This window comes from Actinoplanes flavus (assembly GCF_017592555.1).
In the GTDB taxonomy this organism is placed as follows: Bacteria; Actinomycetota; Actinomycetes; order Mycobacteriales; family Micromonosporaceae; genus Actinoplanes; species Actinoplanes flavus.
In genome coordinates this window covers 198,698-223,770 of sequence record NZ_JAGFNS010000004.1, presented here as the reverse complement: position 1 = coordinate 223,770, position 25,073 = coordinate 198,698, and the positions used below count along the sequence as shown (strand labels likewise).

The 25,073-nt window shown below is 71.4% G+C and carries 22 protein-coding genes; 9 read left to right on the top strand and 13 right to left on the bottom strand.

Features of this window, described 5'->3' with window-relative positions; translation table 11 throughout:
* Nucleotides 1–2 precede the first annotated feature (2 nt).
* Entirely contained in the window at nt 3–2,990 is a 2,988-nt protein-coding gene (locus J5X75_RS08235; protein ID WP_208466709.1) for an AfsR/SARP family transcriptional regulator, read from the bottom strand.
* A 401-nt stretch (nt 2,991–3,391) separates the two neighbouring features.
* Nucleotides 3,392–3,751, bottom strand: a complete 360-nt coding sequence (locus J5X75_RS08230) for a GAF domain-containing protein (protein WP_208466708.1) — start codon at nt 3,749–3,751, stop codon at nt 3,392–3,394.
* Nucleotides 3,752–3,767: 16 nt separating this feature from the next.
* Here J5X75_RS08230 and J5X75_RS08225 point away from each other — a divergent pair, with 16 nt between their 5' ends.
* On the top strand, nt 3,768–4,124 hold the full coding sequence (locus tag J5X75_RS08225; RefSeq protein WP_208466707.1) for a hypothetical protein: 357 nt from the start codon (nt 3,768–3,770) through the stop codon (nt 4,122–4,124).
* A 132-nt stretch (nt 4,125–4,256) separates the two neighbouring features.
* On the opposite strand, the gene J5X75_RS08220 is transcribed toward J5X75_RS08225, so the two are convergent.
* Both J5X75_RS08220 and J5X75_RS08215 read right to left on the bottom strand, forming a co-directional pair.
* Nucleotides 4,257–4,454, bottom strand: coding sequence for a LuxR C-terminal-related transcriptional regulator (locus J5X75_RS08220; RefSeq protein WP_208466706.1), 198 nt, complete (start codon nt 4,452–4,454; stop codon nt 4,257–4,259).
* A gap of 31 nt (nt 4,455–4,485) precedes the next feature.
* Entirely contained in the window at nt 4,486–7,944 is a 3,459-nt protein-coding gene (locus J5X75_RS08215) for a PQQ-dependent sugar dehydrogenase (protein WP_208466705.1), read from the bottom strand.
* Nucleotides 7,945–8,163: 219 nt separating this feature from the next.
* On the opposite strand from J5X75_RS08215, the gene J5X75_RS08210 reads away from it, so the two are divergent.
* On the top strand, nt 8,164–10,251 hold the full coding sequence (locus tag J5X75_RS08210; RefSeq protein WP_307797982.1) for an MMPL family transporter: 2,088 nt from the start codon (nt 8,164–8,166) through the stop codon (nt 10,249–10,251).
* 112 nt (nt 10,252–10,363) lie between these two features.
* Here the strand turns inward: J5X75_RS08210 and J5X75_RS08205 are convergent, their stop codons facing one another.
* From J5X75_RS08205 to J5X75_RS08170, 8 genes are all read right to left on the bottom strand, one after another.
* Entirely contained in the window at nt 10,364–11,092 is a 729-nt protein-coding gene (locus J5X75_RS08205) for a DUF4166 domain-containing protein (protein WP_208466703.1), read from the bottom strand.
* The gene (locus J5X75_RS08200) at nt 11,089–12,000 is read right to left on the bottom strand and encodes an SRPBCC family protein (RefSeq protein ID WP_238487521.1); all 912 of its coding nucleotides are present in this window, start codon (nt 11,998–12,000) and stop codon (nt 11,089–11,091) included. The genes J5X75_RS08205 and J5X75_RS08200 overlap by 4 nt, the downstream gene beginning before the upstream one ends.
* A 49-nt stretch (nt 12,001–12,049) precedes the next feature.
* Nucleotides 12,050–12,664 (bottom strand): DUF2306 domain-containing protein, encoded by a 615-nt coding sequence (locus J5X75_RS08195; RefSeq protein WP_208466702.1) that lies wholly within the window; start codon nt 12,662–12,664, stop codon nt 12,050–12,052.
* Between the two features lie 88 nt (nt 12,665–12,752).
* The gene (locus J5X75_RS08190; RefSeq protein WP_208466701.1) at nt 12,753–13,022 is read right to left on the bottom strand and encodes a hypothetical protein; all 270 of its coding nucleotides are present in this window, start codon (nt 13,020–13,022) and stop codon (nt 12,753–12,755) included.
* A 5-nt stretch (nt 13,023–13,027) separates the two neighbouring features.
* Entirely contained in the window at nt 13,028–13,795 is a 768-nt protein-coding gene (locus tag J5X75_RS08185) for an SDR family oxidoreductase (protein WP_307797981.1), read from the bottom strand.
* Nucleotides 13,796–13,982: 187 nt separating this feature from the next.
* Entirely contained in the window at nt 13,983–15,305 is a 1,323-nt protein-coding gene (locus tag J5X75_RS08180) for an SMI1/KNR4 family protein (protein WP_208466700.1), read from the bottom strand.
* 23 nt (nt 15,306–15,328) lie between these two features.
* Complete coding sequence (locus J5X75_RS08175; RefSeq protein ID WP_208466699.1) at nt 15,329–15,898, bottom strand: hypothetical protein; 570 nt, start codon at nt 15,896–15,898, stop codon at nt 15,329–15,331.
* Nucleotides 15,899–15,955: 57 nt separating this feature from the next.
* The gene (locus J5X75_RS08170; protein WP_208466698.1) at nt 15,956–18,259 is read right to left on the bottom strand and encodes a hypothetical protein; all 2,304 of its coding nucleotides are present in this window, start codon (nt 18,257–18,259) and stop codon (nt 15,956–15,958) included.
* 119 nt (nt 18,260–18,378) lie between these two features.
* Here J5X75_RS08170 and J5X75_RS08165 point away from each other — a divergent pair, with 119 nt between their 5' ends.
* Both J5X75_RS08165 and J5X75_RS08160 read left to right on the top strand, forming a co-directional pair.
* Nucleotides 18,379–19,563, top strand: coding sequence for a cytochrome P450 (locus tag J5X75_RS08165; protein WP_208466697.1), 1,185 nt, complete (start codon nt 18,379–18,381; stop codon nt 19,561–19,563).
* A 105-nt stretch (nt 19,564–19,668) separates the two neighbouring features.
* The gene (locus J5X75_RS08160; protein ID WP_208466696.1) at nt 19,669–19,914 is read left to right on the top strand and encodes a hypothetical protein; all 246 of its coding nucleotides are present in this window, start codon (nt 19,669–19,671) and stop codon (nt 19,912–19,914) included.
* 49 nt (nt 19,915–19,963) lie between these two features.
* Here J5X75_RS08160 and J5X75_RS08155 read toward each other — a convergent pair whose 3' ends face one another.
* Nucleotides 19,964–20,386, bottom strand: coding sequence for a hypothetical protein (locus tag J5X75_RS08155; protein WP_208466695.1), 423 nt, complete (start codon nt 20,384–20,386; stop codon nt 19,964–19,966).
* 195 nt (nt 20,387–20,581) lie between these two features.
* On the opposite strand from J5X75_RS08155, the gene J5X75_RS08150 reads away from it, so the two are divergent.
* The 5 genes from J5X75_RS08150 to J5X75_RS08130 all read left to right on the top strand — a co-directional run bounded on the left by J5X75_RS08150 (nt 20,582) and on the right by J5X75_RS08130 (nt 25,066).
* A complete protein-coding gene (locus J5X75_RS08150) occupies nt 20,582–21,940 on the top strand; it encodes a PQQ-dependent sugar dehydrogenase (RefSeq protein WP_208466694.1) in 1,359 nt (452 codons plus the stop codon).
* Nucleotides 21,941–22,033: 93 nt separating this feature from the next.
* The gene (locus J5X75_RS08145) at nt 22,034–22,228 is read left to right on the top strand and encodes a hypothetical protein (protein WP_208466693.1); all 195 of its coding nucleotides are present in this window, start codon (nt 22,034–22,036) and stop codon (nt 22,226–22,228) included.
* 195 nt (nt 22,229–22,423) lie between these two features.
* On the top strand, nt 22,424–23,647 hold the full coding sequence (locus tag J5X75_RS08140) for a multidrug effflux MFS transporter (protein WP_208466692.1): 1,224 nt from the start codon (nt 22,424–22,426) through the stop codon (nt 23,645–23,647).
* Nucleotides 23,634–24,104, top strand: a complete 471-nt coding sequence (locus tag J5X75_RS08135; RefSeq protein ID WP_208466691.1) for a hypothetical protein — start codon at nt 23,634–23,636, stop codon at nt 24,102–24,104. Before J5X75_RS08140 ends, J5X75_RS08135 begins: the two co-directional genes overlap by 14 nt.
* Nucleotides 24,095–25,066: an NAD-dependent epimerase/dehydratase family protein gene (locus J5X75_RS08130; RefSeq protein ID WP_307797980.1), complete on the top strand. Its 972-nt coding sequence runs from the start codon at nt 24,095–24,097 to the stop codon at nt 25,064–25,066. Before J5X75_RS08135 ends, J5X75_RS08130 begins: the two co-directional genes overlap by 10 nt.
* The last annotated feature ends 7 nt before the right edge of the window (nt 25,067–25,073 follow it).

Here is a 25,073-nt window from a genome sequence, read left to right as displayed (position 1 = left end):
GGTCACCCGCCGGCAGCGGCCCGGGAGCCGGAACCCGGCCGGGCGGCATCGGCGTCCGGGACGGCGAGTTCGGAGTAGATCGCCAGAGCGTGTCGCCGGTGCAGGTGTGCGTCCGGGTGGCCCAGCGCCGTCAGGCACCGGCTGGTCCCGTCGTGTGCGTGCGCCCTCGCCACGCGGTATTCGACAGTCGTCGTGATCTCCAGCGTTCGGCGGTAGTGCGTGAGCGCGACCTCGTACTCATGGATGTCGCTGTGGATCGCACCCAGGACGTTGTGCGTCTCGGCCAGGTCCACCGGGTCGGGGATGTCGTCGAGGATGGCGAGTGCCTCAACCGCGTGTTCCCGTGCCGCGTGCGGCCGGCCGGATCGTCGCGTCGCCTCGGCGAGCCGGTGCAGGTAGTCGGCTTCGAAGCGCCGGTCCTCGCCCTGCCGGGCGAGCTCCACGCTCTGCCGAAGCAGCCGGATCGCGGTGTCGTGTTCGCCCAGCCGGCTGTGGGCGGTGCCTCGCCGGCTCAGAACGACGCCGGCCTGTCGCAGGTTCGCGAAGCCGTCGAGAGGCAGGGCCGCCCGATCCGCGGCCTCGATCGCCTCACGATCGCGCCCCAGCCGGCTCAGGGCATCCATCAGCACCGTCAAGGCCACCGCTTCGCGCCACAGGTCGCCCTGCTCGTGGTAGAGCTCGAGGCTGCGGGTGGCGTAGGCGACGGCATCGGCGAACGACCCGATGAGGTTGCTCAGGTCGGCCTTGTGAATCAGCGAGCGGGCGATGCCGTCGCGATCGCCGGACCGAACGGCATCGGCCGAGCCTTCGTTGAGAAAGTCGAGTGCGAGCCGGTACTGGCCCAGCACCTTGTGCATCAGGGAGACGTCCAACAGGCAGGCGGCCCTCACCGCGGGCGGGGTCCCGGGCGGACACGCCGCCAGCGCGATCCTGAACACCTCCAGGCTGGCTGAGTGCTGGCCGTTCTCGTACAGCAGCGATCCCACGTTGCGAGGAAGCTGCCAGCCACCGTCGCCGGCCCGGTGCCGCGCCGCCAGCCGGGCGACGGCCAGGAGGTTGGCGTGTTCGGCGTTGACCCACGACCGAACCTCCGACGTTCGGGAGAGGTCGGGGGCGGCAGCCGGCCGGTATCGAGGGCCGGCACCGAGGCGGGGCCGCATGGGGTTGTCCACCTCGGCGGCGATGTGAGTGACATGCAGGTAGTAGTCCAGGAGGCGGTCGCATGCCGCCGACCGTCGCGATGCGGGCTCGTCGGCTTCGACGCCGGCCCGGGCGAAGTCGCGCACCAGATCATGCAGACGGTACCGGCCGGGGAGATGCGCTGTCAGCAGGTGCATGTCGCAGAGGGCATCGAGCAGGCGCTCGGCCTCGTCCACGGGAAGGCCGGCCAGCGCCGCCGCGGCGAAGACATCGATGTCGGCACCCGGATGCAGGCCGAGCAACCGGAACATGCGCTGCTCAGCATCGGCGAGGTGCTGATACGACAGCGCGAAAGCGGCATTGATGCCCCAGTCGTCCGACTGGAGCACCTTCGTCCGACTATGATCACCGGTCAGCCGCTCGACCAGGTCGAGCAACGTCCATGCCGGACGTGCCCGCAGCCGAGCGGCGGCGATGCTTATCGCCAGAGGCAGATGGCCGCAGAGCCGGACTATCGCGGCGACTGCCGCTGGTTCGGCCGCGCAACGGTCCGGTCCGGCGATCGCACGGAACAAGGCGACGGCGTCGTCCGGGGGCAGCGTGTCCAGCGACATCACCTCCGTACTGTTCAGTCCGGTCAACCGGCGCCTGCTGGTGATCATGACGGCGCAACTGGCCGACCCCGGCAGAAGCGGCGTGACCTGGGCGGTGTTCAACGCATTGTCGAGGACCACCAGGACACGCCGGCCGGCCAGCTCACCCCGCCACGTCGCGGCCTTCTCGTCCAGGCTCTTCGGGATCCGGGCGTCGGGCACGCCGACGGCGCGCAGCAGCACGTCGAGGGCCTCGTCGGCGGTCAAGGGATCACGGCCGGCGGTGTGCCCGTGCAGATCTATGAACAGCTGGCCGTCACCGAACCGTCCGGCGAGCCGGTGTGCCGCATGCACCGCCATGGCCGTCTTGCCGACCCCGGACATTCCGTCGATGGCCTGGATGACCGTCACGCCGCCACGGGCCGCAACGGACATCAGCCGCTCCAGTTCGGCCAGGCGGCCGGTGAAATGCCCGATGTCCCGGGGCAGATGGTTGCGTGGCGCCGAAGCCCCGGGCCGGTGATCCAGCGCCGGGTCGGCGGCCAGGATCCCGTGATACCGGCTCTGTAGCTCAGGACCCGGGTCCACCCCCAGCTCCTCCGCGATCGTGCGGCGAATCCGCTGGTAGCACACCAACGACTCGGCGGCACGCCCGGCACGGTACAGCGCCAGCATCAGCAGACCGGCCAGCGGCTCACACAGCGGGTATCGATCGAGTTCGGCGCTCAGCCCATCGGCGACGGCGCCATGCGATCCCAGCTCGAGAGAGATCTCGGCCCACGCGATGACGGCCGACAACCGTCTCTCCTCGAGCTGTCCCGCGGCAGTCACCGCGGTTCTGCCCCCGACGCCCGCGAGAGCGGGACCACGCCAGATCGCCAACCCGGCCCGCAACGTCTCGGCCGCGTACGTCAGATCGCGGCGGGCTCGGGCCGCATGCGCCTCGGCCAGGCATCGTTCGAATCTGCCGGCATCCACCTGCTCATCCGGGACGCGTAGCACATACCCGGGGCCCACCGCCGCCAGCACCGCGCCCACCGGTGTACGCCGCAGCGCCGACACCGCGTTCTGGATCTGCTTACGGGCCGTGACCGGGGGTTCACCGTCCCACACGGCGTCGGTCAACTGGTCCAGCGAAACCACCCGGCCGGCATGCAGAACCAGGGTCGCGACAACCCGCCGCTGTTTGGTCCCGCCGATCGCTATCCGCCTGTCGTCCTGCCGGACTTCGAGCGGCCCGAGGATCCCGAACTCCATGCCGCCTCCCCGCCCGCATCAGCTCCGGAGCAGTCTACGAAAGGCAGACCGGCCACGAGGGATCGATCGAGGACGAAACGAGGACGGCATCGGTCAGCATGGGTACGCGCGAGCGAAGTCCACACCACACCGAAGCATGACCTGCGACGCGGACCGGAGCCGGAATCATCGGGGGCCCATTTCGCCGGCGACCTCCGGCGAACTGGGTAGGCATCCGGATCACGAGGCAGGCAGCCATGCGCCAGACCGGAACCCGTGGTCGGCGTACCGCATATCACGGGCCTCACCACGGCGAGCGGCTGGCCGAAACCGGCCGGCCGCGCCGCACCGTGGCTCGGCCCCGAGGTCGTCGGGGTCGAGGCGCTCGAGCACGGCACGAATGGGGTGGCCGGCCCCGGCGATCAGGTGACGGGGCACGTCGCGGGAGGCGCCGGCGACGGCGAGGACGTCGACCTCACCTCGGTCAGGGCCCGGGTCGCGGCCCAGGCGAGGCGCCCCTGGCCGGGGTGACGGCCGGCGGCGCGGTAGTACAGCGACAGCATGCCCAGCAGGGCACCGTGCTCGTCACGCAACGGGTAGGAGTGCACGGAGCGGAAACCGGCGGCGAGCATCACCGCCAGGGCCGGCTGCCCGGCGAAGATCGGGCTGGTGGTGACATCGCCGATCAGGACCGGCTCGCCGGTGGCCGGCGCCGTGCCCCAGGCCGGCGGCACGGCCGCGAAGCATCGCAGGAACGCCGGCGTGAGGCCGTGATGGCGCACGATGTGCAGAAGGCCCGTGCGCAGATCCGGAACCCGGGAGGTCACGGGCGTCGGTGACCGACCCGGCGGCGATGACGATCGCCGTGAGCACCACGGACCGGTCGGCCAGCATCAGGAAGTCCTGCGCGACAAGGGTCTGCGGGTCGGTGCGCAACCGGTGACGGAACCCGGCGAGGATGACGCGGCGGCTGGCACGCATCTCCGCATCGATCAAGCCCTGCTGCACACGTCGCAGCCGGGCGCGGGCCTCCCACCCTCGCTCTACCGGTTCTCGATTCACCCGGCTGTGGTGGCCTTCCGCGGACGCCGCCGGGCCACCGGACCGAACCATGATGGTCACCACCTCGGCCGGCAGCAAGGTGCCGGCACTTGAGGCTACTCCTCAGGCGGCCCGGACCGCCGTGACCGCGAGCGTCCGCATCCCCACCCTCACCGGCTCGGTGGCCGCGACCGTGCTCACCCTCGCCGCGCTGCCACACACCGACGCCGAGCCCACGCCCTGGCCTCAGAGGTGTGCGGCCTGGACGACCAGGGCCAGCTGGACCCGGTTGGTGGTCGCTGTCTTGGCCAGGATGGTGCTGATGTAGCCCTTGACCGTGGGGACGGTGAGATGCAGCTCGGCCGCGATCTGAGCGTTCGGCTTGCCGTCCGCGACCGCGGCCGCGAGTGGAGAAGCTGCAGACCTCGCCGCATCATCCTGCAAGCCAGGCTTGCTCATCGGGGGCCGATCAGCGTCACGAGGCGTAGATCGAGAACTTCGCGGTCCAGCGCGACGACGTGCCGAACGATGCCGGCCAGGTTCCGAACGGGCGCGACGCGCTCCAGGCGCCCTGGTTGGCGCTGCCGGTGTCGTAGCTCATGTTGTTGTCACCGTTGGTGTTGTACATGAGCCAGTACGCCGTGTTCGGCGCCAGTGTCGCGGCGACCGGACGGCTGTTCCACGAGTTCGCGGTCAGCGTGCCGGACGTGCTCGACGCGACCAGCGTGCCGGGTGAACCGTTGGCGTCGGTGTAGAGCGCCACCTGGTACAGGTCGGCCGGCGCGGCCTGAACACTCTTGAGGTGGACCGAGATCTGGCTGATCGTCAGCGCGGACGTGCCGTTGACGAACCTCGAGCCGTTCATGTAGTTCATGTCGCCGGCATCCAGGGAGCCGCCCACCTGGTCGTACCCGAACCGCGGAGCACTCGGGTCGGCCGTGGTGAACGAGAACGGGTGATCGGTCGCGAGCGCGTTGCCCGCCTCGTCGGTCACGCGGGTCCGGACGGTGACCGTGTACCGGGTGGCGGCGGCCAGTGCCGCGGACGGCGTGATCGTCGCCGCCTGCTCGGCCGCATCATAGGTGACGGTCCGGTCAACCAGCGTGCCGCCCGGGCCGCGCAGCTCCAGGTTCGCCGCCGTGACGGTGCCGGTCGCCAGGCCCTCGCTGAACCGCACGGTGATCGGCGCGTTCCCGGCCACCCCGGTGGCGCCGTCGGATGGGGTCGTGGCGGTCACCCGGGGTGCCGTGGTGTCGGCACCGGTGGTCGCGTAGATGGAGAACTTCGCGTTCCACCGGCTGGCCGGGCCGAACGTCGCCGGCCAGGTGCCGAACGCCGTGGCGGCGCTCCACGCACCCTGGTCGGCCATGCCGGCGTCGTAGCTCATGTTGTTGTCGCCGTTGGTGTTGTACATGAGCCAGTAGGCCGTGTTCGGCGCCAGTGTCGCCGTGATCGGGCTGGTGTTCCACGAGTTCGCGGTCAGCGTGCCCGGCGCGCTGGTGGCCACTCGGGCGCCGGGCGAGCCGTTCGCGTCGGCGTAGACGGCGAGCTGGTACTGGTTGTTCGGCGCCGCCTGCACGGCCTTCAGGTAGACCGACATGGACGTGACCGGCGCCGGGTCGGCCCCGGTGACGAATCGCGAGCCGTTCATGTGGTTCATGTCGCCGCTGTCCAGTGACGCACCGACCGCCGTGTGGCCGATCCGCTGCCGCACCGGGGCTGTCGTGTAGGTCGCGGTGTACGTCGCCGCGGCCGTGGGCGCGGTGATGACGTGGCTCTGCGATCCGTCGTCGGACCAGGACGCGAACGTCGAGGAGCCCTGCGGCGACGGCGCGGACACCGAGTTGGCCGAACCCTGGATCACGGTCCGCGTGAACGGCGTGGTGCCGGACGCCGGGCCGACGGTGAGCTGCAGGCCGGACGGCACGGTGTCGAACGTCAGGTCGACCGTCTTCGGGTCGAGCCGGCGCGACACGGCGTGCGTCAGGCCCTCCTGGTCGGTGGCCACGAGCTCGAGCTCCAGGTAGGACGGGTACTCGTGGTCCGGCGCCTCGAACGATCCGGACGCCACGCCGGTCCAGCTACGGATGGCGTGCTCGTGGCAGTTGTCCGGTGCCGAGCAGTGGTGCATGACCAGGTCCCAGTCGAGGCGGGACGCGTTCAGGGTGCCCTGCTGCGGGTCGGTGGCGTGGCCGGTGAAGCCGATCGTGTCGCCGACCTTCCAGGTCGTGCCCACGGTCGGCGTGTCGATGATCGCGGTCGGCGCCTCGTTGCCGGGTGTGACGGCGATCGTGCTGGTGTGGGTGACGTTCAGGGTGTCGGTCACCGTCAGCCGCGCGGTGTACGTGCCGGCCGTGGTGTACGTGAACGTCGCCGTCGCCGAGGTCGAGTCGGTCACCCCGTCGTCGGTGAAGTCCCAGGCGTACCGCAGACGCCCCTCGTCGGCCGGGTCCGGGTCGGTGGAGCCGGTGCCGTTGAACGTCACGGTCAGCGGCGCCGGGCCCTGCGTCGGGGTCGCGTCGATGACCGCGGTCGGCGGCTGGTTGCCCGGGAAGTAACGCACCCGCCGGATGGTGCCGCCCAGGTCGGCGTAGTAGAGCTCACCGCCGGGGCCGACCTCGAGATCGACCGGGCTGGCCGCGTCGGACACGAAGGTCCGCAGGTTCGCCGGGTCGGGCAGGGCACCGGGCGTGGACGGCAGCGAGGCCCAGATGCATCGGCGCGAGTAGTCGGCGAAGAAGACCGCGCCGCGGTACGCGGCCGGGTACGGACCGTCGGCCGTCGGGTAGAACGCCACGCCGGTCGACGACGAGCTGCCGGTCGGGCAGGTCTCGCCCGCGACGAGCTTGCTGGAGTGGTTCCAGGCGACGAACGGCGCGGTGTGCGTGCCGGCCGGTGCCGTGTAGAGGGCCTCGCAGACCGGCAGGTTGGCGTTGTCGTACCCGGGCTGCCGGGCGTTGCCCTCCCAGCACGGCCAGCCGAAGTTGGTCACGCCCGCGGTCGGGTCGGCGACCCGGTTGACCTCCTCCCACGTGGTCCACCCGGTGTCGGAGATCCAGGTCTCGCTGGTGCCGGGCCGCATGGTGATCCGGTACGGATTGCGCAGACCGTTGGCGACGATCCGGCGGGTGTCCGGGTCGTCGGAGCCGATGTTCGGGTTACCGGGCGCCGCGGCGCCGGTCGCCGGGTCGAGCCGCAGCAGCGTACCGTCCAACTGGGTCTCGTCGGCCGCCGTGCGGAGGTCCTGCGCCCGCATCGCCCCGCCCTCGTTGACCGGGTCGGCGCACGGGTTGGTCGGCGCCCCGGAGGGGAACTGACCGTAATCGACAGCGCTGAAGCTCGCACCGTCACCGGCGGCGACGTAGAGCATCCCGTCGGCGCCGAACGCGAGGTCACCGATCGAGTGGCTGGGGAACTGCTGACACCAGTCGTGCAGCAGCACCTGCTCGGTGCCGGTCATCGTGTTGCCGGCGGCCCGCAGCCGGGAGAGCCGGCCGGTGACCACGCAACGACCGTCGTTGGCGTTGGCGCAGACGTCGTTCCAGACCGGGGCGTTCCGGCCGGGCGGCGCGTCGTAGGTGTAGAGCACGTAGACGTACGGGTCGGCGGGGAAGTCGGGTGCCAGCGCCATGCCGAGCAGGCCGCGGTCCCACTGGTTGTGCACGTTGGCAGACAGGTCGGCGAAGACCGTGGGGGTCGTGTCGGCGAGGTCGTCGAAGACCTTGATCCGGCCGCCCTTCTCGGCGACGAAGATGCGCCCGTCCTGCGCGAACTCCAGGCCGACGGGGGAGCTCAGGCCGCTGAAGACGATCTGTTCCTGGAAGCCGGCCGGCAGCACGACCGCGGTCGCGGCCGGTGCGCCGACGAACGACGACACCGCCACCACGGTCGCCAGCGCGACGAATCCATTGAGTGCACGCCGAAGCACGGGCATGCTTCTCCCCCCACAGTGGAATCACGCCGAATATTGACGCAGCCTAATGGGATGCGGATTGCTCCAGCCGTCGGCTGTCCGACTCGACCGCCCGCCGACCGGCCACAACTGCCCGTACATCCGGCTGATGCACGTCGATGGAGTCACGGCGTTCGTGCTTGCATGTCCCGATGATGTTGGCTGGACTCGGGTCGTCGGTGCGCTCGCCGCCGATGGGTGGTGCTCGGCGTCTGGCTGGTGCTGATCACCGCCGGGCTGATTCTGGGCGGATCGGTCTTCGACCGGCTCGCCGCGACCGGCAGCTTGCGGCCGGACGCCGAGTCGCGGCTCGCGGAGCTGCGGGTCGACCGGTTGCAGCCCGAGGGCCCGATGATCGTCGCCGTCGTGGGCGGGCGCGACGTGTGGGACCCGGCACTGGTCGCCGGCGTCACGGCGATCGCCGGCGAGATCCGCGCGATGGACGGCGTCCGGGCGGTCGAGGACCTGTACGGCGCTCCGGGCGGGCAGATCGGTGCCGACAACCGGCGATCGATGATCCGCGTCGAGCTGGACGAGGGCCTGCCGGACGACCGGCGGGAACGGGTGGAGGATGCGGTCGCGTCCGCGCTGCACCGCATCGACGCGCCCGAGGTGCTGGTCGGCGGCGAGAAGCTGGCCGAACGCGCGTTCGCCGACCAGGCCGTCGCGGACACCGCCTTCGGCGAGTCGGTCGCGCTGGTCGTACTGCTGATCGTGTTGGTCCTGATCCTCGGCGGTCTCGTCGCCGGCCTGATCCCGCTCGCCGCCGCGCTGGCCACCGTGGCGGTGACACTGCTCGGCCTGGCCGGGCTGACCGCGTTCACCGAGGTCAGCGAATTCACCGTCAACGTGGTCACCCTGCTCGGCATCGGGCTCGCCGTCGACTACGCGCTCCTGGTGATCGCCCGGTTCCGTGCGGAACGCGACGCCGCGCCCGAGGCGCCCGTGGCGGAACTGCTCGCCCGCACCACCGCGACCGCCGGACGTACCGTGCTGATCTCCGGACTCGCCGTCGCCGTGACGATGGTCGGCCTGTCCGCGTTCGCCGAACCGCTGCTCGGCGCGATGGCGCTCGGCGGCGCGATCGCGGTGCTCCTCGGCACCGCGGCCGGGCTGACCGCCGTACCGGCGCTGATCGCCGTCGCGCAGAGCCGCATCCCCGTGCCGTCGGCTCGCCGCACCGCCGCCGGGCCGGGCATGCTCGCCCGCCTCGCCGCATTCGCCCAGCTCCGGCCGGGGCCGGTCGCGATCGCTGTCACGGCCGGCCTGCTCGCACTGTCGGCGCCGTTCCTGTTCGCGGTCAACCTGGAGAACTCCGATGCCCGCGCGCTACCCGCCTCGGCCCAGGCCCACAAGCTGCAGGAAGCGGTGCAGCGCGACTTCCGTGGCGGTCAGGCCGAACCCATCGTCGTGGTCGTGGAGGCCGACCCGGCCGGCGCCGCCGTCCGCGACTATCTGAACGCGCTCAACACGGTCGACGGTGTGCTGCGGATCCAGCCGCGTCCCGACATCACCGGGCCGGTGGCCGTCATCGACGTCACGACGGAGGGCGAGACCGCGGGTCAGCCGGCCCGCGACGCGGTGCGCGCCATCCGGGCCCTGGACCCCTCGTTCCCGGTGCTGGTCGGAGGCGCCGCCGCGGAACTCGTCGACCACCGCGACTCGGTCACGGCCCGCTTCCCGATCGCCCTGCTGATCGTGCTGCTCTCCACAGTGGCGTTGCTGTTCGTGCTGACCGGCTCGCTGGTGATCCCGGTCAAGGCGCTGCTGATGAACGCGCTGGTCCTGCTCGCCACGCTCGGCACGCTGGTCGTCGTGTTCCAGTGGGGTGTCGGTGACGCGCTGCTCGGCTTCGACTCGTGGGGCGCGATCGACGTCACCACACCGGTTCTGCTGTTCGTGTTCGTGTTCGGGCTGTCGATGGACTACGAGGTGTTCCTGCTCGCCCGGATCACGGAGGAGCGGGATCGCCATCCGGGCGACCGGGCGGTCCTCGCCGGCATCACGAAGTCCGGCCCGGTGGTCACCGCCGCCGCCCTCTGCATCGGCGTGGTGTTCCTCGGCTTCCTGCTCGGCGATCTGATCCCGGTCAAGGAGATCGGTTTCGCCATGACGGTGGCGCTGCTGCTCGACGTCACGGTGGTCCGCGGCCTGCTGCTGCCCGCCGTCATGAGCCTGCTCGGCGACGGGAACTGGTGGGCGCCGGCCCCGCTGCGCCGGCTGCACGACCGCTGGTTCGCTCCACGCACGGAGCCCGCCGCCGCGGTCGCCCCGGCGGCCGTCTCCTGACGCGAACCTCGATGTCAGCGGCGGGTCAGGCTCAGCTCCCCCGGGCCGGTCCGGGAGACGGCGACCGACCGGTACGACCGGGGTGGCGGCCCGCCGGACGGTGCCGCCGTGGTCATGCGGCCGGTTGATCTGGACCCAGCGACCGTACGAGAGCCGGTGGCCGGAACCGGCCGCCGCGCGGATTCTCCCGCAACGGGCGGACGGCGGCCGGAACCGGCGAACCGCCTGGGACGTAGGCCGCCGTGAAACTGCCGTGGTAACCGAACAGCGGCCCGAACCGCCGGTTCGTGACGGTCACCCGGATCCGGAACCGTTCGGCCCGCTCGTCCCACCACTCGTGCACCTCGGCCTCGCCGGTCACCGCCGACGGGCAGCGCACCCCGCCGCGGAGCGTCTGCGGCCCGCTGCGGATCCGCAGGCCACCCCGGGTGTCGACGGACACGTCCAGGTCGACGGCCAGATGCTGGGTGGTGCCGAGGTAGTCGATCACGGTGTCGCGGCCGCCGTCGTACACCATCGTCGCGTCGAACCGGCGGCGCCGGTGCGGCCGCACCTGGAAGGTCCGCACGAACGTCAGCGTGGGCCGGCCGAACGTGTCCGGGTAGGCGTAGTTCTCGATGGTGAACGGAATGCCGGTGCCGGTCTCCGGGAACAGGATGTGCCGCAGCGTGCCGCATTGCAGGAACGGCACCGTGAAAGCGCCACCGCGCCACACCCGGTCCATCACGCCGGTGCCGACGCAGCCCTGGTCACGGTCGCCGTCGACGCCGAAGCGCCGTTGCAGCCGTGGGTGCAGCCGCCCGAAATCCGCACGCAGGGCGTGCTCGAAGACCGAGGTCATCGCGGGTCGCCCTCTCCGGCCGGGCCACTCATCATGAGCGGTTCACGCCGACCTCGCGGGCCACGGGATCCACTCCCGCGACGGCTTTCCAGCGGACCACCCGAATCGAGCCCCGCACGGCTTTCCAGCGGACCACCCGAATCGAACCCCGCACGGCTTTCCAGCGGACCACCCGAATCGAACCCCGCACGGCTTTCCAGCGGACCACCCGAATCGAGCCCCACGCGGCTTTCCAGCGGGGCACGCCTGTCGAACGGGTCGGCCTTGGTGGGCCGGCGCCGGCATCGTCGTGCGGCGGGCGTGTGCCGATGCGGGGGTACGCCGAGCGCCAACCCCAGCGCGAGCAGGACGACGAGTGGGCGGCCGTCGAACGTGACGGCGGCGGCGATCAGGGCGGCGCGCGACGACAGTTCGGCGAGAGCCCGGCGGCGGGCGCTCTCCGGGGACACACCGTGGTCCAGCCACAGCCGCAGCCGATCGAACGACCAGGCGGTGGCCCACCCGAAGACCGGGCCGAAGACCAGGTCGACCAGACGGCCGGTGCGCCCCCAGCGGGTGCGATAGGCGTACCCCGTCAGGAAGCGCACCCCACCGGAAACCGGAACGTAGCGCCAGTAGCCCGACCCGTCCCGGATCAACGATCGAGGGTCGGCGGAGCCGAATCGCAGCGCCGACGTGGCGGAGCCGTCGGCCTGCCGCCGCTCCCCGCTGTGCACGCCGTGCCCGGCGATCTCGACACCGGGCAGCACCGCCGTGGCGTAGGTGAACGCCGCCGGAACGCTGCCCGGCACCGGGTCGATGCGGCCGAACCGCACGTCCCACCGGGCGTGGCGCCGATGGTCCTGGGTCGCGTCCCAGACCTCGTCCAGCGGCGCTCTGATGATCGTCTCGACATGAATCCTGGCCACGGCACCCCTTTGAGCGAGTGCTCAAACCCTAGCATTTTTGAGCAGACGCTCAAGACCGTGTTCGCCGGATCACCAGCTCCGCCACCACGATGTTGATCAACCAGCCGGCGGCCAGCGTCCCGGTCTTGCCCCACATCGTCAGCGGCCCGGCCGCGACCAGCCAGAACCCCTGGGTGAACGCCTGCGTACCGGCCCCCATCCCGATCGCGTAACCGCGGATCATCCAGGCCCGGTGCCGGGCGAAATCCCGCCGCAGCACGGCCGCCAGCCCGAGACTCAGGGACACCGCCATGTAGACGACGACCACGACCCGGACGGCGGCGGTGGCGTCGCCGTCGATCGGCGAACGTGGCAGGAACAGGCTCAGCCACAGCCCACTGGCCGCGGCGACCAGACCGGCCGGGACGACGATCCGCCCGGCCACCCGATGCCAGGCGCGCCGCCGTCGCAACCCGGGTGCGAACTGGAACGCGCCGAGCACGCTGAACACCAGGACGCTGACGATGTGCACGATGACCGGCAGCGGCGCCGAGGTGATCCGCTCGCTGTCCGGCAGCACCTGGGCGCCACCCGCGAATTCGGCCAACCGCAGGCTCCCGGCGATCCCGGGAACCGCGGCGAGAAGCAGTAACCCGCCAGGAACGAGCCAGTTCGATGTCCGCATGCGCCCATCGTCGCGACGGAGACGCGCCGGTTCATCGGAGCGAGGTCCGGAACCGGCCCGTGCTGAAGTCCCGGCCGGATCCCGTACTTCAGACCGATCCGTCCATGCCCAGCGCGGCATGCCGGAACACGAGGAGGTCCAGGGCCTGCGGTATCCGGAACGACGGCAACGCCTGGCGCATGGCGAAAAGACCGGGCATGTTGCCGCGACGGATCGCCGTGTCGATCGTCTCCTGGATCTCCGGCGGCAGCGACTCCCACATCCGCGCGGTCGCACACACGCCGCAGCGTTCGCCGACGCGCTCGGCATCGTCGACCGCCATCCGGGCCGCGCAACCCGGGCATCGGAAAGGGAACATCGACGTCAGGCGAATCCGCCGTTGCTGTGCAGCAACTGGCCGTTGATCCACTGACCCTCCGGCGAGCAGAGGAAGGCGACCAGGTCGGCGGTGTCGCGCGGGGTGCCGAGGCGGCCGAGCGGCGTCTGCCGCAGCAGCAGGTCGCGGCCCTCGTCGGACATCCAGCCGGTGTCGATCGGACCGGGATTGATCACGTTGCAGCTGATCCCGAGGTGCGCCAGCTCGTGGGCGGCGGCCCGGGTGATCCGGTCGAGCGCGCCCTTGCTCGCCCCGTACGGCAGGTTCCCCACCGTGTGATCACTGGTCAGCGCGATGACGCGGCCGTCACCGTGGCGGCCGTGGTACCGCCGCCCGTGCTCCCGGATCAGCAGCCAACTGGCCCGGGTGTTGACGGCGAAATGCCGGTCGAAGCTCTCCACCGTGGTGTCGAGCAGGCCGGAGTCGACCGACTCGGCATGACACATCACCAGGGCGGTGACCGGCCCGAGGCGGTGCTCGGCCTCGTCGTAGACCGTGGCGGGCGCCGCCGGGTCGGCGAGGTCGGCCTCGATGGCGGTGACGGCCGCGCCGTACCCGGTGAGGATTTTCGTGATCGCCTCGGTGGCGCCCTCCTCGGCGCCCCACGTCATCCGGTCGTCATAGGGCGTCCAGTAGGTGAAGGCGATGTTCCACCCGGTGGCGGCCAGACGGGCGGCGATGCCGGCGCCGATCCCGACGGTGCGGCCGACCCCGGTGATGAGTGCGGTTGGCCGATTCTGCTCAGGATTCGTCACAGGCGCATCCTTCACACTCCGGCGCGAACCGCGCAAACGGTTTCTCGATCGGTCCACGTGGGGCAGGCACGCGAACATGAGCCTCACCACGTCAGAACGCCAGGATGATGACGGTGGCCAGAACGCCCAGGACCGCCGCTACGGCCGCCGGCAGGACGGGAGATCGCAGCGACGGCGGCGCGGGAGCCTAGCCGGCCGAGGGCAACCGGACACGTGTCACGTCGAGGCGGGGGCGGCCCCAGAGAGCCAACAGCGCGTCGACGACCTCGACGGTCGTGTCCCAGTCCGCGCGACCCTGCATCCCGGCCGCCAGCAGGGTCGGCGGCACCCGGTCGGCGCGCAAGAGCTGTCGCCAGCTCGTGGTGCCGAGTTCCAGGTACTCCAACGACGGCAACGTGGTGACCACGTCCAGGTTCGTGACCGTGGCGGAGTGGCTGACCACCAGGGTCCGCATCGTCTCGTGGCCGGCGAGACCGGACAGGTCCGTCGGCTCCGGCGCGGCGCTGACGACCACCACCTCGGCGCCCGGGCGGACATCGGCGACAGTCCGGCCGCGCGGGCCGACCCGGACGAGCAGGCCGTCCTCCGAGCTCGGGTCGGCCGGTTCGCTCGGCCGGCCGGTGAGCAGTTCGGTCAGCGACGGCGCGAGCCAGCGGGCGCCCGCGGGGATCTCGTGGTCCACGTAGAGGACCTGCCCGACGTGTCCGCGTGGGCCGGGTTCCAGATCGACGACGAGGAGATTGCCGCCGAAGTCGTCGCCGACGGCGAACCATGCCGGTGAGGCGGCCAACGGCTGCACCCGCTCGGCCGGATCCGGTGCGACGACCTCGATCGCGCCGTCCGACCAGGACCCGTACCGGGACCGCGGCTCCAGATACTCCCGGGCCGCGGCGTCATCGAGCGCGATGATGCTCATGCCGTAGAACAGGTCCGGGTCCGCCGGAAGCACCAGGTCGCCGGCGCCGGCCGACAGATACAGTGCCCGCACGTCCGCGGGCAGTGCGGCACCCAGCGAGGACTCGGCGGCCGCCAGCGCCGCCGGGCTCGCGGCCGGCGCGCCGGGCAGTAACCGCTGTACCAGCGCCCGCACCGCCTCCGGGTCGGCGTTCGGCGACGTCGTCACCCCGTCGTGACGGACGGGTGCCCGCCGGTACGGCTCAGGGTCCGCCCTGTCGACGAGCAGCACCGTTTCCAGGATCGCGCTGCCCATCCCGAACGACACCGGGCACGCGCCCGCCACGATGTCCACCTCGGCGTCCCCCGCGGCGGTCACGAGGGCGCGGAGGGCGACGCCGCGACCGTCGACGAGAGCGGTCAGCGGTTCCAGCGCGTCCATGACAGAACGGCCACCATGGCGCGATTCGCCGTCGTCGAGGATCGAGCCGCCGTACGAACCGGGATGGACGGTGCCGCGGAACTCGATCTGCCGCGTGCCCGCCGGCGCACCGCCACGCAGCGCGGACACGAGCGGGCGCCAGAGCTCCGGCTGCCGCAGCGCGGTGTTGTTCATCCGCCGAGCCCAAGGTGTGGGTCTCAGTGCAGGCCGACCCGTCCGCCGCTCAGATCGGCCACCACGTCACGCAGCTGTTCCCTGGACGGGAGTCCCTTGGCCAGGCCGTATTGAAGGGCGGGCCGGCTCTGACGCTTCCGTTCCCGCTTCGCCCAGCGTCCGCGTTCGGCCTCGTCGTCGCCGCCGAGATCCGGCCATGCCACCGGGTCCACGGTGAGGGTACGGAAAACGATCGTCAGGGTCTTCACCCGGTCCCAGGGGAGCACGACGTCCCGGCGCAGCGTCCGGCCGTCCGCGCTGAGCCTGATGCCGGTCCGGTCGAGCACCGGATCCGCCTTCGGCAGCCGGTTCGGGCGGGCGATCCAGGCGATGCCGAACGGCACGGTCAGCACGGCCAGGAAACCCGGCGCGAGCAGGTACACGAGCTGCCCGGCGCCGGTAATCGCCAGCACGACCAGCACGATCACGCCGGGAACGGTGAGGGCGACACCGAACCGGAAGAGGCCTCGCTGCAGGCGCCGCCGCCGGTTCAACGGCAGCACGCAGGTGTCGGCACGGGCCGGCCTCGTGGAGGAGTTCTTCTCGGCGGACACCGGTAGATCATGCCCGACGCCCTCGGGTTCCCGCCATGATCATGACTGGCGGCTGCCCTACTGGAGCGGCCGGTCCAGGGCGGCGCGGACGGTGTCCAGCCGTTCGACCAGGTCAGGGGCCTGTTCTCGGAGCGAATCGGTCAGTGCCGCACGTGTCTCCAGCAGCTGCCCCCACAGCACGCCCCGGCCCATCTCCAGCAGCTGGGCTGCCTCGCCGGGCGGCCCGGTGTGCACGGCGCACGCCGCCGCGTCGGCGCCCAGCCCGGCCCAGTCGGCGAGCATGCGCTCCTGGCTGGCCCGGTTGATGCCGCGCCATGTCTGGAGCGGGATGAGCGACACCGCCGCGGCGTAGCCGGACCGGGCGGACGGCCAGTGCTGCCGGCCCGCCGCCGCGGCGCCCCAGGCGCGGGCCGCCGCGATGCGGTTGCGTGGCGGCCCGGAAGCGGTCTCGACGGAGTCTCGCCACACATCGACGGCACTGTCCACCTGTTCCCGGGCCTGGAGCACCCGGCCGAGGAGGTAGAGGTAGCCGGCCCGGTTGGGGTTGCCGGGCGGACAGGCATCGATGGCGAGCCTGGCGAAACCGGCCGCCTCGTCCAGATCCGCCTCGACGCCGGTCGCGCGCCACCGTTCGTAAAGGACCAGACTCAGCTCACCGAGCGCGTACAGACGGGTGGGCAGGTCCGTTCCGGCCAGGGCCACGGCGGTTCGGGCGGCCGCGACGGCGTCGTGCAGATCGGCGGGCTGCTCGGTGTCCTGGTGCCGGGTCCGCAGGATGCGGGCGAGGCCGAAGAAGTAGGCCTGGCGGTCGGGGTCGGTCGGGTTGACCGTTTCGGCGGCGGCGCGGCCGTACCGGACGGCTTCGTCGATGTCGGCCCGATCGGCGACGGCGTCGAACCGGTCCAGCAGTGCGAGCGCGAGGTTCGACAGGCACAACGGCCGGTGCGGATGCCCGTCCGGCAGCGGGGACAGCGTGGTGCGGCCGATCTCGACCGCCTCGTGCAGGTCGGTGAGTTCGCCTCGCTGGATGGCACGGGACCGTAGAGCGCTGAGCAGGTTCACGGCGCAGAGCACCCGCTCCGGCTCGTCGTCCGGCAGATTTCCGATCGCGGTCCGCCCGATGGCCACCGCCTCGTCGAGATCAGCGAGGCGGCCGGTGTGTTCGAACCGGTGCCGCAGGGACTGGCTCAGCACCGCCAGCCCGGTCCCGTACCCCGGATCGCCGGGCCCGAGACCGGCACCCGCCCGCCGCGCCAACCGGACCGATTCGTCCAGGTCGGCGGGATCCCCCTCGGTCAGGAACCGCATGCGCAGCGTGATCGCGAGGCCGCGGAGCCCGTCCGGGCGTTCAATCGCCGTCTCGACGGAGGCGCGGAGGACGACGATCGCGTCGGCCAGGTCGGCGTCGACACCGCCGACGGTGTATCGATAGGTCAGCGCGGTGCCGAGACGCGACAGGAACAGGGCGCGGTCCCGGCGATCCGGTTCGGTCGTCGCCGCGGCGAGAAACGCCGCGGTCGCCGCACCGAAGCTTGCCGGGTCACGGGTGATCTCGGCGCGCCGCACGGCGATCGCCTCATCCAGATCGGACGGCCGCCGGGCCGCGTGATACCTGTTGTACAGGGCCTCGCACAGGGTTGCCGCCCGGTGGAACCGGGCCGGATCGCCGGGTGCGGCGGTCTGCCACCGGGCCCGGCTCACGTCGATGAGTTTGTCCAGATCGTCGTCGCGCCGGTACAGCTCGTAGCGGCGGCCGATGGCGAATGCGAGAGTTCCCCGGAACGCGTCGGCCCCGACGTCGGCGAAGCTGCCGGTGCGCAACGCCGCCATGGCCGCCCCGACCGCCAGGTCGAGGTCGCCGGGAACGCCGGCCCGGTCGAACCGCATGACGTACCCGTTCGCCAGGTTCATCAGATGCACGCCACGATGCGGGTCGTCGGCAGGGACGGCGGCGAGACCCTGCTCCAGCAGTTCGATCGCGGTGCCGAGGTGGGCCGGGTCGGCGTCGGGAGCGAGGTCGTCGAGGATGCGGGCGCCGGCGTACGGCCAGCGCGCCCGGTCCGGGTTTCGAAACTCGGGCGGGATCAGCTCGGGGAACGTGTCGCGAATTTCGGTGAACAGGGCACGCGCGATGTCGAAATCCCGCTGATCGGGCATCGCCTGCCAGCGCGTCCAGTGCAGCCAGCCCAGCGTCTCCACGACCTCCACCGGCACCGCCTCGGCGTTACTCATGCAGATCGCGTGCAGTTCGGCCAGATCGGCGTTCACCCGTGGCTCGAACAGACCCAGCCGGTCGCCGTCGTCGACATAGGCACGGATCCGCCGGCGAAGGCGCTCGATGAGGCGCGGCGAATCCGTCATCCCGCCATCCTGGCGGCCGGGCACCGCTCCGGGTAGTCCGCTGCGCAGCGCGGCGTACCGCGACATGGTTCGCCGCCGCGCCGTCGACGCTCTGGCGCGCCCGCACCATGATGGGCGGCATGGATTTCCAGAGCGCGATGACCTCACTCTTCTCCGCCGAGGGACGGCAGGATCCGTATCCCGCCTATGACGTGCTCCGCGGCCACGCGCCGATCTTTCAGGCGATCGACGATCGCTGGTTCGTCACCACCCACGAGCTGACCAGCCGGATCCTGCGGGATCCCGGCATGCGGGTGTCCGACGCCGGCGATTACGACGAGTTCTGGCCGGACTGGCAGGAGAACCGGGGCGTCGCCGCGATCGTGCAGTCCATGTTGCAGAACAATCCGCCGGACCACACCCGGGTGCGCCGGGCGGCCGCGTCCACGTTCACCGCCCGCCGGGTCGCCGCGATGCGGGACGTGATCACCCGTCAGGCCGGGGAGCTGATCGAGGCGATGCCGGACGAGACGGACTTCATGACGGCGTTCGCCTACCCTCTGCCGATCGGCGTGATCTGCGCGTTGCTCGGTGTTCCGGACACCGACATGCCGTGGTTCCGGCGCCAGGCCGCCGACCTGACGGTGGTGCTGGAGCCGATCAGCACCGAGGAGGAGATGCGGGCCGCCGACGCCGCCGCGCGCGAACTGGAGAACTACTTCATCGGCCTGATCGCCGAACGGCAGCGCCATCCGCGGGAGGATCTGACCAGCGCGCTCGCCGCCGCCGGATCCGGCCTGACCGGGAGCGAGCTGCTGGCCAACCTGGTGCTGCTGCTGGTCGCCGGCTTCGAGACCACCACCAACCTGCTGGGCACCGGGCTGCGGATCCTGTTGGACCATCCCGATCTGGCCAGCCGGTTGCGCTCCGATCCGGGCCTCGCGCCGGCGTTCGTCGAGGAGATGCTCCGGTACGACTCGCCGGTGCAGTTGGCGTCCCGGTTCACCTCGGCGGCGGTGGAACTGGACGGCCGGAAGCTGCCGGCCGGCTCGGCGCTGACACTGCTGCTCGGCTCCGCCAACCGCGACCCGGCGCGCTATCCCGATCCGCACCGGTTCGACCCCGACCGGCCCAACGTCCAGCCGGTCTCGTTCGGCGGCGGCGCCCACTACTGTCTGGGCGCCCCGCTGGCCCGCCTGGAGGCGCAGGTGGCGTTCCCCCTGCTTCTGGCCACCCTCCCCGGCCTGGCGCTGGCCGGTGTCCCGGAACACCGTGACCGCCTGGTGCTGCGCGGCTACGCCACCCTCCCGATCACCACCGGATGAACCGGTCCACCCCGGGTCCCGGGCGGCGAGATCTCCCGGAAGATGGTGCCGCCGGCGGCCTGGGTGTGACGCGATCCGGTCCAGGCGGTCCGCTGGTTCCTGCGCATGCTGGATCACGGACGCGGCGACGGCGTCCACGAGGCGCTGCGGCTGGCGCCCGGCATGACCGGCGAGCAGTCGCGCGAGACGGGCCGCCTGGCCGGGCGGGAGGGCGACGCGGAACTGCTCACCCGGCAGGCGTCAGGACGGGGCGCCGAACCGCAACTCGATCAGGCCCAGGGCCGAGGCGATGCCGAGAGCCAGGACCAGCAGCGCCAGCAGCAGAACGAGGCACGCGGCGCCGAGGACTAGGAGACGCATCGGTCCAGGTTCGCACCACGGTGGCCGATTCGCGAAACCGTCACGCCTCGGCCTGGTACTCCTCGACCTTCTCCAGGGGCCAGCCGATGAAGCCGGCGATCTCCTCGGGGTCGCCGGTCAGGGCCCAGTCCTCGATCGTGGCGGCCAGACCCTCCGGGAGACCGGGCGTCTCGACGTAGGTGAGCTCCTCGTCCTCGAGGATCTGGTCGAGGTGGATCCACGTGCCCTGCGGGTCGAGGTCGTTGCCGGCGGCCGCGTAGCCACTCAGACCGTCGGTGCCGGCGGCGAGGATCTCGTTGGTGCGCCAGTCGATGATGTCCCAGGCGTCCTCGCCGATCTGGCCGCCGATGATGACGCGCCGCCCCTGCGCCTCGAGTTCCTCGACACGCTGCAGGGTCTTGGAGACGATGGCGTAGTTGGCTTCGAGCACGTTCTCGATGTGCGTCTTGAGCAGGTCACTCATTTTCCAGCCCCGATGATCATGATGGTTACGCTTCGTAGCATACGATCCGTCACGGTCGTACCGGAAAACGGTCACGATCGCGGCGGCCGGCCGCGAGTCGCGCGCTCAGCCCGGGTGCCACCCGGGCTGAGCGCAGCTCGAGCAGCACGTCTCGTCGCCGGCAACCCGGATCGCAACCGTCGATAGGCTGGGCCGATGAGGACGATCACGCGGGGTGTCGTGGGTTTGGGTCTGATGGCCGCTCTGGCCGGCTGTTCGGCGGAGGAGCCGGTCGCGGCCACCCGGCCGACCGTGCCGCCGCCGTCGTCGGCCGTGGCGCGGGTGCCGGAGCTGACGGCCACCGACGTGCGGGTCCTCGACGGGGCCGGAACGGCACCGTTCGACGAGAAACGGACAGTGCAGGCGCCGCCCGGCTGGACGGTCAGCGTGTGGGCGCGGATCCCCAGCGCACGGCTGCTCGCCTGGACACCGGACCGGCGGCTGCTGGTGTCGCGGCCCGAGTTCGGCGACGTCGTCGCGCTCGTGCCGGGCGGCCCGACGCCACGACAAGAGACGCTGCTCAGCGGGCTGAATCAGCCGCACGGGCTGGCGTTCTCCGGCGACACGCTCTATGTGGCCGAAAGCGACCAGGTCAACGCGTACACGTACCGGAACGGGGTTGTCTCGGAGGAGCGGGTGGTGGTCGGCGGGCTGCCCGACGACAAGAGCCCGGAGCTGCGCGGAGCCTATTCGCACGCGCTGAAGAGCGTCGCCGTCGGCAAGGACGGGACCATCTACATCTCGGTCGGGTCGACCGGCAACATCTCGGCCGAGGACCGCGACGCCACCCCGGAGCGGGCGACCGTCCTGAAAGCGCCGGCCGCCGGCGGAACGCCGACCGTGTTCGCGCGGGGCGTCCGCAACGGGACCGGGCTGGCCGTCGACCCGGACGGGGCGGTGTGGACGGCGGTCAATCATCGGGACAACATCGAGTTCCCGTACGACCGGGACTACAACGGTGACGGCGACCCGGACCAGGGCGAGGTGATGCAGTCGTATGTCAACGACCACCCGATGGAGCAGCTGGCCCGCCTGACGCAGGGCCGGGAGCTGGGCTGGCCGTACTGCAACTCGGAACCCGACGTCTCCCCCGGCGACCCGGACTCGGCGCTCAGTTACACCGGCCGGCCGTTCGTGCGGGACTTCCAGACCAACCCGGACGGCGCGAAGCTGGACTGCTCGAAACTGGCGCCGGTGGAACAGGGCATGGGCGCGCACTCGGCCCCGCTAGGCCTGAGTTTCGCCACCTCACCGGGGCTGGCCGGCGCCTACGGTCCGGGTGCGCTGGCCGGCATCCACGGCTCGTGGAACCGGAACCCGCCCCGCCCGCCGGAGGTGTCGTTCTTCGCCTGGCGCAACGGGACGCTGGGCCCGCAGCAGACGCTGCTCACCGGTTTCCAGAACGAGGACGGCTCCCGGTGGGGCCGCCCGGTGATGGCGGTCCAGGGCCCGGACGGCGCCCTTTACGTCAGCGACGACCACGCGGGCGCCGTCTACCGGGTCGCCGCCCCCTGACCGCCGCATCAGGCACGCGCTCAGCGGGACCCACATACAATTCCCGGCTGATTCACAGCACCGCCACAGCGGCATCCGTCAGGGACGCGGGAAATGAAGACCGAATTCGTCGCACTCGAACTCGCGGTCGTCGTCGCCGTCCTCGAAATCAAAATCGAAATCATATCCGCGGTCGTCCGGCTTTCGGACATCCGAGCTGCTCAGCGCCGGTCCATCGAAACCGGTCAGATGTACGCCGAGGAAGGCGATGGCGTGCCGCACTATCGTGGACATTCGAACCCCCCGTGAATCGACCCCGGTTACCGCAAGAACGGTATGAATGCGGAACACGCCTGTCAACGATCGACGGAAGTGCACACGCTATTCCTACCGGCCACACAGTTTCCGTCCAGAACGTACGGCCGATCACAGCGCACCGGCGCCCGATTGGGCAGACTTCACCCCGTCCGGTGGTGCTGTGCCACCGGTCAGGAGGGAACCGCCTTGTCCACCCCGCCCCGGCGGCCCGCACTGGTCGCGCTGATCCTGGTCATGGGAGTCGGCCCGTTCGCCACCGACACGTACATCGCGGCGCTGCCTGAGCTGCAGAGCACGCTGGAGACCAGTGCGACGGTGGCACAGCTGACGTTGACCGCGTTCATCGTCGGCCTGGCGGCGGGGCAGCTCCTGATCGGGCCGCTGAGCGACTCGTTCGGCCGGCGGCGGTTGCTGCTCGGCTGCGCGGTGCTGTTCGCGGCGCTGTCGGCGGTGTGTGGGCTGAGCCCGACCGGCGGGGTGCTGGTGGCGGCCCGCCTGTTGCAGGGCTTCGTCGCCGGCGGTGGGGTGGCGCTGGGCCGGGCCGTGGTCACCGACACCTACCGCGGGGACCGGGCGGCCGCCACGTTCGGCGCGATCTCGTCGGTCACCTTCTTCGGGCCGGTGATCGCGCCGGCGATCGGTGGCGCGATCCTGGCGCACGGCACCTGGCGGACCGTGTTCGCGGCCCTGACCGTACTCGGCGGGTTGATGGCTCTGGCGGTGGCGCTGGGCGTGACCGAGACGCTGCCGCCGGAGCGCCGGCATCCGGCCGGACTGCGGGCGCTGGGCGTACGGATGGCCGACCTGGCCCGCGACGGGGGTTTCATGCGGCACGTGGCGTTGCAGTGCCTGGCCGGGGCCGGCTTCTTCACCTACATCGGCGGGTCGTCGTTCGTGCTGCGCTCGGTGTACGACCTGAGCCCCACCCAGTACACGATCATCTTCGCGTCGAACGCCGCCGGGATGGCCGCGTTCAGCCTGATGTTCCGGGCCCTGGTGGTGCGGGCCGGCGCGGTCCGGCTGCGGGCGGTCGGCATCACCGTGTCGACGCTCGGCGCGGCCGGATTGCCGGTGGTGGCGGTCATCGGCCCGGAGACGGTGCCGCTGGCCGTACCGTGGGCGCTGCTGTGCACGGTGGTCGCCGGTATGGGCTTCTCGATCCCGGCGACCACCGCGCTGGCGCAGGAGGCCGGGCGCCGGGCGGCCGGCACCGCCTCGGCGTTGCAGGGCGGCCTCACCTTCCTCACCGCCGCCCTGGTCACGCCACTGACCGGGGTGTTCGGCCACGACACGTTGACGCCGATGGCGATCGCCATGAGCGGCTTCTTCGCGGCCGCCTTCCTGCTGATGCTGGTGGTGTCGAGGGACCGTCGCACCGATGCGCTAGAAACGATCCATGCCCATAGCTGAGAAACGCCGCAATTCCTGGCTCTGGGCCGTCGGCGCGCTCACCCTCATCGGCGGCTGCCTGCTGGGCGGCAACCTGCTGAGAAACGCGCTGCTCTACGCCGAGTCCGCCGAGAAGGACGCCCACGACCAGCTGCTGAAGGCCGAGGGCCAGGAGATCATCCGAGGGCTCGAGGTGGAGAATCCCGCCCCGGGCAAGCTGGGCGAGGCCCTGATCAGCCGGGTCACCAGCCACTTCGGGGCGGGCGGCACGGTACTGCGGCAGGAGGTCGCCCGCGGCGTCCCGGACGACGGGGAGACCGCCGGCGAGATCGACGTCCGGGTCGTCCAGACCGGCCAGGGCAGCGCGCTGGGGCAGCCGACCGACTCGGAGTCGTTCACGATATGCGTGCGCTTCCACACCGAGTGGTCGCGGAACACGGGGATCGTGACGACCGTCCGGGAGATCGGGTGTCCGTAGTCTTCATCACCGGCGCCAACGGGTTCATCGCGCGCGCATTGGCCGCCCGGCTGCGGGCCCGCGGCGACACGGTCACCGGCGTGGACCTGCATGCCGACGAGGCCACCGGTGTGATCGCCGGGGACGTCGGCGACGAGGGCGACTGGCAGGACGCCGTCGCCGGGGCCGATCTGGTCGTCCACACGGCGGCCGTGGTCTCGAACGCGGTCGGCATGGACGAGCAGTGGCGGGTCAACGTGGCCGGAACGCGGCACGTCCTGGACGCGGCGGTCCGCGCCGGCGCGACCCGGTTCGTGCAGTTCTCGTCCATCCGGGCCTTCTCCGACCTGGGCTTCCCCGACGGCGTGAGCGAGGACCATCCGGTCCGGACGGACGGCAACCCGTACGTGGACACGAAGATCGCCGGCGAGCAGGTGGTGTTGCAGGCGCACGCCGAGGGCCGGATCGCGGTGACCGTCGTGCGGCCCGGCGACGTCTACGGGCCCGGCTCCCGGCCGTGGACGATTCTGCCGGTCGAGCTGATCCGCAAGAACCGGTTCCTGCTGCCGGCCGGCGGCAACGGCGTCTTCAGCCCGGTCTACATCGACGACCTGGTCGACGGGGTGCTGCTGGCCGCCGGCAAACCGGAGGCCGCCGGTCAGGTGTTCACGCTGACCGGTGGCGCCGGGGTGCCGTGCCGGGAGTTCTTCGGCCACTACTACCGGATGCTCGGCAAGCGCGGCCCGATCGTGGCGCCCACACCGGTGGCGGTGGCCGTGGCCGGACTGATGGGGGCCGCCATCCGGTTGGCCACCGGGCCGACCGAGGTGAACGCGACGTCGATGCGGTACTTCGCCCGGACCGGTACGTACTCGATCGACAAGGCCCGCCGACTGCTCGGCTACCAGCCGCGGGTGGATCTCAGCGAGGGCATGGCCCGCACCGGCCGCTGGCTGCGGGAACAGGGCCTGGTTCCGGCCTGAACCCACA